Source organism: Marinomonas phaeophyticola (assembly GCF_026966905.1).
GTDB classification, from domain to species: Bacteria; Pseudomonadota; Gammaproteobacteria; order Pseudomonadales; family Marinomonadaceae; genus Marinomonas; species Marinomonas phaeophyticola.
On sequence record NZ_JAPUBN010000009.1, the window covers coordinates 1 to 10768 of the forward strand.

The 10768-nt window shown below is 42.7% G+C and carries 15 protein-coding genes and 3 pseudogenes; all 18 read left to right on the forward strand.

The genetic code is table 11. The features are described 5' to 3' along the window. The first annotated feature begins 141 nt into the window (after positions 1-141). Positions 142-627 (forward strand): ribonuclease E activity regulator RraA, encoded by a 486-nt coding sequence (gene rraA, locus O1D97_RS02565; RefSeq protein WP_188918900.1) that lies wholly within the window; start codon positions 142-144, stop codon positions 625-627. A gap of 112 nt (positions 628-739) precedes the next feature. Then, a complete protein-coding gene (locus O1D97_RS02570) occupies positions 740-907 on the forward strand; it encodes a hypothetical protein (RefSeq protein WP_269122566.1) in 168 nt (55 codons plus the stop codon). Further along, entirely contained in the window at positions 901-1374 is a 474-nt protein-coding gene (locus O1D97_RS02575; RefSeq protein WP_269122567.1) for an arginase family protein, read from the forward strand. Before O1D97_RS02570 ends, O1D97_RS02575 begins: the two co-directional genes overlap by 7 nt. Before the next feature lie 642 nt (positions 1375-2016). Continuing rightward, positions 2017-2781 carry a bifunctional demethylmenaquinone methyltransferase/2-methoxy-6-polyprenyl-1,4-benzoquinol methylase UbiE gene (gene ubiE, locus O1D97_RS02580; RefSeq protein ID WP_269122579.1) on the forward strand — a complete coding sequence of 255 codons (765 nt, stop codon included), beginning with the start codon at positions 2017-2019 and terminating at the stop codon, positions 2779-2781. Beyond that, positions 2781-3401, forward strand: coding sequence for a ubiquinone biosynthesis accessory factor UbiJ (locus O1D97_RS02585; RefSeq protein WP_269122568.1), 621 nt, complete (start codon positions 2781-2783; stop codon positions 3399-3401). The genes ubiE and O1D97_RS02585 overlap by 1 nt, the downstream gene beginning before the upstream one ends. Before the next feature lie 214 nt (positions 3402-3615). Continuing rightward, the gene (gene ubiB / locus O1D97_RS02590; protein ID WP_269122569.1) at positions 3616-5046 is read left to right on the forward strand and encodes a ubiquinone biosynthesis regulatory protein kinase UbiB; all 1431 of its coding nucleotides are present in this window, start codon (positions 3616-3618) and stop codon (positions 5044-5046) included. 110 nt (positions 5047-5156) lie between these two features. After that, positions 5157-5402 (forward strand): Sec-independent protein translocase subunit TatA, encoded by a 246-nt coding sequence (tatA, locus tag O1D97_RS02595; RefSeq protein ID WP_188918910.1) that lies wholly within the window; start codon positions 5157-5159, stop codon positions 5400-5402. A 27-nt stretch (positions 5403-5429) separates the two neighbouring features. Continuing rightward, positions 5430-5497, forward strand: a pseudogene (locus O1D97_RS19990) (twin-arginine translocase TatA/TatE family subunit); the annotation flags it as partial. Positions 5498-5533: 36 nt separating this feature from the next. After that, the gene (locus tag O1D97_RS02600) at positions 5534-5821 is read left to right on the forward strand and encodes a hypothetical protein (protein WP_487353044.1); all 288 of its coding nucleotides are present in this window, start codon (positions 5534-5536) and stop codon (positions 5819-5821) included. A gap of 3 nt (positions 5822-5824) precedes the next feature. Then, positions 5825-6583 carry a twin-arginine translocase subunit TatC gene (gene tatC, locus O1D97_RS02605; RefSeq protein WP_261731808.1) on the forward strand — a complete coding sequence of 253 codons (759 nt, stop codon included), beginning with the start codon at positions 5825-5827 and terminating at the stop codon, positions 6581-6583. A 103-nt stretch (positions 6584-6686) separates the two neighbouring features. After that, positions 6687-7259 carry a hypothetical protein gene (locus tag O1D97_RS02610; RefSeq protein WP_261731807.1) on the forward strand — a complete coding sequence of 191 codons (573 nt, stop codon included), beginning with the start codon at positions 6687-6689 and terminating at the stop codon, positions 7257-7259. A gap of 19 nt (positions 7260-7278) precedes the next feature. Then, positions 7279-7899: pseudogene (locus O1D97_RS02615) on the forward strand (TatD family hydrolase); the annotation flags it as partial. An 86-nt stretch (positions 7900-7985) separates the two neighbouring features. Continuing rightward, a complete protein-coding gene (locus O1D97_RS19765) occupies positions 7986-8093 on the forward strand; it encodes a hypothetical protein (RefSeq protein WP_428981084.1) in 108 nt (35 codons plus the stop codon). A 265-nt stretch (positions 8094-8358) separates the two neighbouring features. Continuing rightward, positions 8359-8547: a 7TMR-DISMED2 domain-containing protein gene (locus O1D97_RS19770; protein ID WP_428981083.1), complete on the forward strand. Its 189-nt coding sequence runs from the start codon at positions 8359-8361 to the stop codon at positions 8545-8547. 87 nt (positions 8548-8634) lie between these two features. Next, positions 8635-9363, forward strand: a complete 729-nt coding sequence (locus tag O1D97_RS02620) for a 7TM-DISM domain-containing protein (RefSeq protein WP_269122575.1) — start codon at positions 8635-8637, stop codon at positions 9361-9363. Between the two features lie 59 nt (positions 9364-9422). Beyond that, on the forward strand, positions 9423-9581 hold the full coding sequence (locus O1D97_RS02625; RefSeq protein ID WP_269122577.1) for a hypothetical protein: 159 nt from the start codon (positions 9423-9425) through the stop codon (positions 9579-9581). A 31-nt stretch (positions 9582-9612) separates the two neighbouring features. Beyond that, positions 9613-10020 (forward strand): GGDEF domain-containing protein, encoded by a 408-nt coding sequence (locus tag O1D97_RS02630; RefSeq protein ID WP_269122578.1) that lies wholly within the window; start codon positions 9613-9615, stop codon positions 10018-10020. Positions 10021-10079: 59 nt separating this feature from the next. Then, positions 10080-10768: pseudogene (gene hemB, locus O1D97_RS02635) on the forward strand (porphobilinogen synthase); the annotation flags it as partial.

A 10768-nucleotide genomic window follows, 5' to 3' on the forward strand; every position in this document is an offset into this window, starting at 1 on the left:
CAAATTAACCTGTTTTAGCAATAAGTTGATTTACAGCAATCTGGTGATTGATAAGGCTTTTATTTTCACAAAAAGCTCATATAATTCATTTATCTTTGCTTTACCCAGCAATTTACCGTTGCTGCCCAACAGGAGTTAAATATGGAATACAACACCTCAGAACTCTGCGACATGTATATAGATGTAGTTGATGTCGTCGAACCTATGTTCAGTAACTATGGTGGTTGCAGCTCCTTCGGTGGCTCAATCAGTACCATAAAATGCTTTGAAGACTACGGCTTGATTGCGGATGCTTTAGAAGAAGACGGTGAAGGTAAAGTTCTGTTAGTTGATGGCGGCGGATCACTAAGACGCGCCTTAGTTGACGCCAAAATTGCTGAACTTGCCGTTGCAAACAACTGGGAAGGTATTATTGTCTATGGTTCGGTTCGTGATGTCGACACCCTCGAGGAGCTCGACATTGGGATTCAAGCTATTGCATCAATTCCTGTTGGCGCTGAAGGCAATGGCGTTGGCGAAGTTGAAATTCCGGTTAACTTTGGTGGTGTAACCTTCTTACCAGGCGATCATATTTACGCTGATAATACCGGCGTCATTTTGTCACCTGAACCATTAGATATTGAATAATAGCTCAGGCTCAACGACAGCGCTCTTACATCATCTAGGGCGACACGATTTCTAAAAACCAGCTATGCTGGTTTTTTTATGTCAATATTCAGCCAATGTGAGGTACACACCAATGTTTACCGCGTTTACCCAACAACATTGTGATGCTTTACTGAGCATCAGAGCCAATGAAACCAAATTAGGCCAGCAAGTCTTATTGGCTAATCCAAAACTGAACTTGGCTGAAAACGCTCAACTTGCAGCCAATGCCGCGCGAGTTTGGCATCATAGCCATTGCTGAAGATATTGAGTGCACGGGCAAACTTCGGTCGTGGTGGCGCGAGTGAAACCTTACACGCCTGCATGGCTCAATTTTTAAATTTACAATCAAATCGTTTTTTACACGGTAACCAATGTGCCATTATCGGCCAAATAAGTTTAACCACACAACCAGACTCAACCACCAGCGTTGATGCACTTCGTCAGGCTACAGCCGAACTTGATCAACTTGTTATTGATGCCACAAGCCAGTTATTTCAAGCAGGATTAGAACCCATTGTCATCGGTGGTGGTCACAATAATGCGTACGGGCTATTAATGGCCATTAAAGCCTACACAGGTCTTCCCGTTGCCGCGGTAAATTTAGATCCCCACAGCGATTTTAGACTCCGAGAAGGTCGTCACAGCGGTAATGGATTTAGCTACGCTTGCAGCCAATGGTGCGTTAGACCATTACCATATTTTGGGGCTGCACGAGCTAAAAAATAGCGAATCGACTTTAGAGCAACTGAGTTTATTTGGCGCAACATGGCATAGTTTTCAACAAATTTGGGTGCGCAGAGAATTGCAGCTCGACACCGCATTAAAGCACATTGCAGCAGGATTAAATCAAACTCAATTACTCCGTCGCGTTAGAACTCGACGTTGATGCCATTGCCAATATGCCCAGTAGCGCGGCCACATTTGCCGGTATTCCGCTTCTCGATGCCTGCCATTATGTACATTATATTGCCAAACATTGACTCGTGCAGTTACGTACACTTTGCAGAAGCCGCCCCGTCATGTCATCACGCTGGTGAAGCTGCGGGTTATTGTGACGTAGGCCAAGGGTTGAGCGAATTAATTTATGCTTATATTCAAGGACGGCTAGCTCGCTTGAATTAGAATCCACTGAAGCTATTCATTAAAGGCTAATTTTATGCTCTAATGCAGAGCAATTTTTTAGCCTTTGATGGTCATTTTTACCAAGGTTAATCGACGCGAGTTCATTGTAGCGTTCAAGATGATGTGAATTACCCATCGCGTGCGGACAAGACAACTAATTGATTGTTGTCACACTCTAGCACCACAGTGTTTCAGCAATCATTCGCAATGACTTACACTCGCACTTAATTATCGCACATTATAGGAATATACCGATGTTCTGAGGGCGAACCAAAGAACACGCATTTTGGATATAAAACCGTTGAAGCAGATAAAAAAGCGGACTTAGTTGCCGATGTGTTTCACTCTGTGGCCGCTAAATACGACATTATGAATGACGTGATGTCTTTCGGTATTCACCGCTTTTGGAAGCGCCACACTATCGAAACAGCTGCTGCACGCCCAGGGATGAAAGTCCTAGATTTAGCCGGTGGCACAGGCGATTTAACGGCTAAGTTTTCACATTTAGTGGGTGACCGTGGCCAAGTGGTGTTAGCTGATATCAATGACTCTATGCTTAAAGTGGGTCGCACTAAACTGCGCGACAAAGGCATTGTTAATAACGTCAGTTATGTACAAGCAAACGCAGAAGCATTACCGTTTCCTGATAATCACTTCGACATCATTACCATTGCATTTGGTTTACGTAATGTCACAGATAAAGATGCTGCACTACGCTCAATGCAACGTGTATTAAAGCCAGGTGGCAAGCTGTTGGTACTTGAGTTTTCAACACCTAAGCATGAAATTATGCGTAAAGTGTACGACATGTATAGCTTTAAAGTATTGCCAAAAATGGGCGAGCTTATCACTAAAGACGCCGACAGCTACGAATACCTAGCCGAGTCAATTCGTATGCATCCTGATCAAGAAACCTTAAAGCAAATGATGGTAGATGCCGGTTTTGAACAGGTTGATTACACCAATATGACCGATGGCGTTGTGGCTTTACACAAAGGTTATAAGTTTTAATGGCCGTCAATCAGTTTGCTTTATTAGTTTGTGCGGCAATCGAAACCGGTTTTAATCGATTACCGCAACAAGCTAAAGATGATTATGCCAGGCAGAAATCATTGCATGGCAAAGTGATTTGCATCCAATTAAGTCAGCTCAATTGGCCCATATACTTAGTGTTTGCCAAACAAATACAAGTGATGAGCCATTACGAAGGAGATGTTGCGGTTACGGTGAATGCCGATGCATCGACGTTGTACCAGTTAACCGAAGGCGCCAATTTAACTGAGTTGATCAAACAAGATAAACTCAGCTTAGAGGGTGATATTCAGCTACTGCAAACGCTGAGTTATTACCTACAGCATATTCATTTCGATTTTGCCGACCCCTTATCGCGTTATCTCGGCGATGCCCCAACCCACAAGTTAATCACAGGCGCTAAGCAACTAGGCCAAGAGATTAAACAGGTGATGCTTAAATCACGGGCACACGTGAGTCAGTTAACCACCGAAGAATACCGACTGGCACCACACAAAATTGAGATCGTACATTTTCGTGATAATCTAGAAGAGCTCGTGAGCAAAACCGAGCAAATTGAAACCAAAATAGCCAAATTAAGAGAGCAAATAACTCAATGACATTTGCAAGTATCAGGCGTGGTTACCATGTCATTAAAACCATTCTGCATTTTGGCCTAGATGACCTCATTCCTCGACACAAAAAGCCTTGGTATTTTGTCATTTTACGTAACAGCCTATTTTGGATCCGCAATAAGCACAAACGTAAATCTCCTGCTGAACGCTTAAAACTCGCCATGCAAGATCTAGTGCCAGTTTACATTAAACTGGCCAAATGCTGTCAACTCGCCGCGACTTACTCGACGACGAATGGGCTTACCAACTCGCCATGTTGCAAGACAGAGTGCCGCCGTTTGATTCAGCCCTTGCGCGTGAGGCTATAGAAGCCGAACTTGGCGCTCCTATCGACACCTATTTTGATGATTTTGACGACAATCCATTGGCGTCAGCGTCCATTTCGCAAGTGCATACCGCAGTATTAAAATCTAACGGTAAAGACGTGGTACTTAAGGTGCTGCGCCCTAACGTAGAGCAGCAAATACTGGCCGACTTACAGTTAATGACCCAAACGGCAAACTTGCTTGAAACCATACTCGGTGAAGGTAATCGTTTACGCCCAGCTGAAGTGATTGAAGATTACCAAACCACGATTTTAGGTGAGCTTAACTTAAAACTTGAAGCGCTGAATGCCATTAAATTACGCAATAACTTTATCGACTCAAATGCGCTTTATGTGCCTTTTGTCTATGAAGAACACAGCTATGAACGCTTAATGGTCATGGAGCGAATTTACGGTATTCCAGTATCAGACACCGAAGCGCTGCGTGCTCAAGGCACCAACTTTAAACTGCTTGCAGAACGTGGCGTAGAGCTGTTTTTTACCCAGGTATTTCGTGATAACTTTTTCCATGCTGACATGCATCCTGGTAACATTTTTATTAGCCGAGAACACCCAGATGACCCATTTTACATTGGTTTAGACTGCGGCATCATGGGCACCTTAACCGAGGTCGACAAACGCTACTTAGCAGAAAACTTTTTAGCCTTTTTTAATCGCGACTATCACCGTATTGCCCAACTGTATATTGAGTCGGGTTGGGTGTCTGAGCACACCGACATTATCGCCTTTGAACAGGCAGTAAAAGTAGTATGTGAGCCCATGTTTAATAAACCATTAGACGAGATTTCATTTGGCCATGTATTACTAGAACTATTTCGCACCGCACGCCACTTTGACATTGTAGTGCAGCCACAACTGGTATTACTTGAAAAAACCCTCCTTTACATCGAAGGCTTAGGTCGTCAGCTCTATCCACAATTAGATTTATGGCAAACAGCCAAACCTTTCCTTGAACAGTGGATGGCAGAGCAAGTTGGCTTCAAAGCCATGTTCAGTAAAGTAAAATCTAACGCGCCATTTTGGGCAGACAAACTGCCAGAGTTTCCAGAACTCATTTACGACAACTTAAAAGTAGGCCGTAAACTGCTGGGTACTCAACAGCAAATGCTAGATAAGTACTTGCGCTATCAACAAAAATCACACAAAAGTAATTATCTATTGATCACCTCTGCGGTATTATTGATCTGCGGCACAATTTTAATTTCACAAACAGCTACACTATGGCCTGCATATACTTGCATTGGCGCTGGTGTGTTGATTTGGGCAATAGGATGGAGATCTAGGCCAAAGAATCGTAAATTTTAGCTAGCACTAATTTATTAGAGGTTCATAATACTTAAAGAATTGGATGATATTGTAACCTTTTAACATCACGTTTTGCATAAACCATTATTTATTGAAAGAGGATAATCTTCATGGGCGGCATCAGTATTTGGCAGCTTCTAATTGTTGCGTTAATTGTCATTTTATTATTTGGTACTAAAAAACTTCGCTCTTTAGGCGGTGATTTGGGTGGAGCAGTAAAAGGCTTCAAAAATGCCATGTCACCTGAAGAAGAAAAGAAATCACTCGAAGACAAAGAGCCAGAACAAGAGCAGACTGCAGCGACTTCGCAACAGGCAGCTGAAAAGCAACCTGAATCTAAAGATAAACAGGCGTAATTTATTATGTTTGACGGTATCGGCTTTATGGAGCTGCTGCTGATTGGTATTTTGGGGCTAGTTGTTCTCGGCCCGAAAGATTACCAGTGGCGGTACGTTCGGTAACAGGTTGGATACGCGCCCTCAAGCGCATGGCTAACTCTGTCAAAGATGAACTCGAGCAAGAACTTAAAATCGAGCAGTTACATGCTGACTTAAAAAAAGCGGAAAGCAAAGGTTTAGCTAATTTATCGCCTGAGTTAAAAGAGTCGATTGATCAGTTAAAGCAAGCAGCTGAATCAGTTAATCGACCTTATAAAGTTGAAGACGATTCTCCTAAAACGCCAACCACCGAGACAGCATCGACATCGAGCACGACAGTGGAGCAACCAGCCGAAAAAACGACTGAGAACAGTTCACCTCCTAAATCTAACGGATAATTCATGTCGCAACAGCAACCGCTTATCAGCCATTTACTTGAATTACGCAATAAACTGCTTAAAGCTATTGGCAGTGTATTACTTGTATTCATTGCTATTGTGTATTGGGCAAACGATATCTATCACTACATAGCACTGCCTTTGATGCGATCGCTACCTGAAACTGGCAGCATGATTGCAACCGATGTAGCCGCGCCGTTTTTTGCCCCTTTTAAACTGACACTAGTGTTAGCATTTTTTATTGCTATCCCTTATGTACTGTATCAAATATGGTCATTTGTAGCTCCAGGGTTATACAAGCATGAAAAACGCTTGGTCGTGCCATTATTAACCAGTAGCACATTGTTGTTTTATTTAGGTATCGCGTTTGCCTACTACATTGTATTTCCTGTTGTATTTGGTTTTTTTACCAGTGTCGCCCCCGAGGGTGTACAAGTTGCAACAGACATCAGTAGTTACTTAAGCTTTATTTTAAAGCTCTTTTTTGCTTTTGGTTTGGCTTTTGAAATACCGGTAGCCGTTGTTCTATTATGCTGGGCTGGCGCAACAACACCTGATGAATTGAGGGCAAAACGCCCTTACATCGTGGTGGGTGCCTTTGTGATTGGCATGATGTTAACACCTCCCGATATTATTTCTCAGACTATGCTAGCAGTACCAATGCTGTTATTGTTTGAAGGTGGCTTGATAGCTGCGCGTTTTTACAGTAAAAAAGAAGATGAAGAAGATGACGTGCCAGAGAATGAGCACGCTGATAGCTAATAAAAATGGCCTTAATTGGCCATTTTTTTGCTAGCCTTTTGAACGTTGCAACAAACAGTAAACTGAAACGTTCCACTGCCCTAAATAATAATAAGGAATAACAATGCGCTTATGTTTAATTGCGACTGGTATCTTATTGGTATCAGTTAATGCACAGGCCAACACTCAACTTGGCGAACAACTGTCTTTTTGCGCTCAAAAAACAGACAGCCTTGAACGTTTAATCTGTTATGACGAATTAGCCGCTAACGCTAATCCAAGCGCGAATATAAGCCTTCCTGCCGTAGCCAAAGCACCAGCCGATGCAGTTGCCGCAAATAAACCTGCTGCACCCGTTATCGCCAGTGTTCCACCTCAACCAGTCAAACCTGCCGCAATTGAAGTGCCTACTGCTGCCTCATCACCCGAACTAAGCGTCAATGATTTTGGATTACAGAAAAGAGTCATTGAAGATGAAGTCGGTCGTCTGTACTTTACCGTTGCCGATGTATCAAAAGCCCCTGGTGGTGCCCTCATAGTGACCTTAGATAACGGTCAAGTGTGGAAACAAACTAACGCTGAACGTTACAAAGTGAAAAAAGGCCATGATATTTATATTGAAACTGGTGCGCTTAATTCATTTTTAATGGGCAGTGATGAGCGTAATGCCACCACCCGAGTGAAACGTTTAAAGTAGCCTAAGCCATTTTATTCTTATGACTCAACACATCGATATCGCGGTTAACCTACTCAGCGAAAGGTTAAAGCACGACATAGATACGATCATTGATGATGCGGCAAAACAGCATGTTTCGCCGCTGATTGTTATTGGTAGCGATTTAGATGAAAGCGCTGAAGCCAACGCTGTTTGCCAACAATATCCCCAGCAGTTGTTCAGCACTGCTGGTGTTCACCCTCATCAAGCATCAACTTGGCACCCTCAAAGCCGTCAAACACTTAAACAGCTTGCTGCACAACCCAGTGTAGTTGCCATTGGTGAGTGCGGCCTTGACTATAACCGTGACTTTTCACCTAGGCCTGCTCAACGACAAGCGTTTGCCGAACAATTAGCGCTAGCTTGTGAGCTTAATATGCCGGTGTTAATGCATTGCCGCGATGCCCATCAAGACTTTATTGCCATTGTAAATGAATATCGCAGCGCATTACCTAAAGGCTTACTACATTGCTTTACCGGCAATAGAGATGAACTTGAAGATTGTTTAAATGCCGATTTATATATTGGTATAACAGGCTGGATTTGCGATGAACGCCGCGGACAAGAACTTGCACAGCTAGTGCCCTTAATCCCTAATAACCGCATAATGGCTGAAACTGACAGTCCATACTTATTGCCTCGCAGCATGCGCCTAAACCTAAGTCGAGTAAAAACCTACCGCAATATTTACCTTATATTGTTGAGTGCATTGCAGCCTTACGCCAGCAAACACCCGATGAACTGGCGCAACATTGCTACCGCAATAGCAGTGAGTTTTTTAGTTTGAACGTCCCACCATTGATGGTTGACGATTAATGTACAGGCTTAACGGTGCAGGTTTATCATTAAAAAGCAGCTTAAGTCTTATATTGGGCTTATGTTTGTTAGTGTTAAGTCAACTCAGTTGGGCTGACTCATTACAAACAGTACCGTTAAGACTGACCTCAGATTCGATTACTAAAATTGACTTAATAGACTGGGTTTATATAAATAAAACTAACGACATAAGCCTATTCAGCAAATTATTAGAACAACCCGAACACACCTGGAAAAAAAGCTCCCGGCTAATCAGCCTCATAAAATGGGACTCAGTAATTATTGGCTGACATTCAGTATTTATAACCCAGACGATTACCTCACACGGATTATCGCTTTAGATAATCCACTACTCGACAGTATTGTGATTTATCACTTGATTAATGGTGAGTTAGTTGACGCGCAAAAAATGGGGGACTCACTTCCCTTCACTCATCGCCCGCTGCAAAAGTAATATTTTTTATACCCTATTGATTTACAACCCGGCGATACTCACAGGTTTTATATCAAAATAGACAGCCTAGGCAGTGTTAATACACCGATGGTGTTATGGTCACCAAATGATTTAACTCAAATAACTGAAACCAAAAACTTATATATTGGTTTGCAAATTGGATTATTAATTGCGATTAGCCTATTCAGTTTATTTATCGCCTTTGCTTCATTATCGTTCAGCTACAGTTATTATAGCGGCTATGTACTAGGGTTAACCTTACTTACAGCCAGCATACATGGTGTTTCATTCCGATATTTATGGCCTAATTGGCCCATAATGCAGCAATACATCTTTACCTTTGTCATTCCATTAACATTGGGGTTTTCCTTAATGTTTACCGAAAAAGTATTACAGCTTAAATACCATAATCTCAAAATGCTGCGTATTTGCCGAGTAATGGCTTTCATGGCATTTTCGCTTGCCGCTGTAATGCCATTTATGCCATATAGCTCAGCGATTTATATCTTAGTCTTTGTCGTATTAACCGTGAGTACCATTTTAGTGACGTTTTCACTGATCCAGGCATTTGTCGGTCAACGCAATGCCACTTTATACGCCATAGGCAGAATTGCCTTATTGGTGGGTTGCATCATGACTGGCTTACTGTATCTTGGCCTGTTAAAGCTTAATATCGCACCTCACGTCCCCACCATGATAGGGCTAACTTGTGAGGTGATCATTATGGCGGGCGTGCTCGCATTACGTTACAACGACGAGCGTAAAGCCAAGTTTAAAATTCAGCGAACAAGCACTGGAACAAGCACGACGAATTAAAGAAGCTCGCGAAGAAGCATTAATTGCTGAGTCTGAAAACAGTGAAAAGCTCGAGCAACATGGTACAAGAACGCACGCTAGAGTTAGAGATCACCCTAAGAGAACTTAATGAAGCAAATCAAAAGCTGACTGAACAAAATACCATTGATAGCCTTACTGGTGTTAAAAATCGCAGTGCCTTTGACCGTCGCCTCGTTGCAGAGGAAATCCGAGATTAGCCGCCGTCAGCAAACACCAATGGCACTTTTAATGGTAGATATCGACAAACTTGAAGATATTAATGACAAGTTTGGCCATCTAACGGGTGACTACACCATTAAAATAATTGCCCAAATGCTCAATGAATATTTAAAGCGCCCAACCGATCTCGTATCACGTTTTGGTGGTGAAGAGTTTGCTATCATCCTGCCAAGTACCGAAGCTGAAGGTGCCCTACAAGTTGCCGAACAGATCCGCCAAGCAATTAGCGAATCAAAAATAGTACATAACGATAATCATATACCGTTAACAATAAGTATTGGTGTGAGTGCAGATATTATCGACAGCGATGAGCACCCTATGTTATTACTCGAGCAAGCAGATAAAGCCCTGTATCAAGCAAAACGCAGTGGCCGAAACAAAGCGTGTTATTACACCCAAGAAGCAGACCAGATTTAATCCAGGAGTCGAAATTGAATATTATTACTAGTGCCTTTCCTCAGCGCAGAATGCGCCGCATGCGTAAACATGATTTTAGCCGTCGCTTAATGTCTGAGAACACGCTAACGGCGAACGATCTTATTTACCCTATGTTTGTGCTAGAAGGCTTTCAGCGCACTGAAAAAGTCGCCTCAATGCCAGGTGTTGAACGCTACTCTATCGACTTATTATTAAAAGAAGCCGCAGAATTAGTTGAGCTAGGGATCCCACTGATTGCTCTATTCCCAGTGACACCCGTTGATAAGAAAAGCTTAATGGCTGAAGAGTCATACAACCCAGATGGCCTAGTACAACGTGCAGTACGTGAACTAAAACAAGCCTTTCCGCAATTAGGTGTGATGACAGACGTAGCGCTAGACCCGTTTACCACACACGGTCAAGACGGCATTATTGATGACACGGGGTATATCCTTAATGACATCACCACCGAAATTTTAGTTAAACAAGCCTTATCTCACGCAGAAGCTGGTGCAGATATTGTTGCACCTTCAGATATGATGGACGGCCGTATTGGCGCGATTCGCCAAGCATTAGAAGAAAATGGATTTGTGAACACCCAAATCATGGCGTACTCAGCTAAATACTCTTCAAGCTATTATGGACTTTCCGTGATGCTGTTGGCTCTGCAGGCAACTTAAAAGGTGGCAACAAACATAGCTATCAAATGGGTAGCCAATATCTTTACTTCAGTGTACTTCGTTCAGTA

Bases quoted from the DNA above. Each gene is read 5' to 3' on its own strand.
- O1D97_RS19770 (WP_428981083.1), top strand. From the start codon at position 8,359: ATGGGACTCAGTAATTATTGGCTGACATTCAGTATTTATAACCCAGAC.
- O1D97_RS02600 (WP_487353044.1), top strand. From the start codon at position 5,534: ATGGCTAACTCTGTCAAAGATGAACTCGAGCAAGAACTTAAAATCGAG.
- O1D97_RS02610 (WP_261731807.1), top strand. From the start codon at position 6,687: ATGCGCTTATGTTTAATTGCGACTGGTATCTTATTGGTATCAGTTAAT.
- ubiB (WP_269122569.1), top strand. From the start codon at position 3,616: ATGCTGTCAACTCGCCGCGACTTACTCGACGACGAATGGGCTTACCAA.
- O1D97_RS02585 (WP_269122568.1), top strand. From the start codon at position 2,781: ATGGCCGTCAATCAGTTTGCTTTATTAGTTTGTGCGGCAATCGAAACC.
- O1D97_RS02620 (WP_269122575.1), top strand. From the start codon at position 8,635: ATGGTGTTATGGTCACCAAATGATTTAACTCAAATAACTGAAACCAAA.
- tatC (WP_261731808.1), top strand. From the start codon at position 5,825: ATGTCGCAACAGCAACCGCTTATCAGCCATTTACTTGAATTACGCAAT.
- O1D97_RS02570 (WP_269122566.1), top strand. From the start codon at position 740: ATGTTTACCGCGTTTACCCAACAACATTGTGATGCTTTACTGAGCATC.
- O1D97_RS02630 (WP_269122578.1), top strand. From the start codon at position 9,613: ATGGTAGATATCGACAAACTTGAAGATATTAATGACAAGTTTGGCCAT.
- tatA (WP_188918910.1), top strand. From the start codon at position 5,157: ATGGGCGGCATCAGTATTTGGCAGCTTCTAATTGTTGCGTTAATTGTC.
- O1D97_RS02625 (WP_269122577.1), top strand. From the start codon at position 9,423: ATGGTACAAGAACGCACGCTAGAGTTAGAGATCACCCTAAGAGAACTT.
- rraA (WP_188918900.1), top strand. From the start codon at position 142: ATGGAATACAACACCTCAGAACTCTGCGACATGTATATAGATGTAGTT.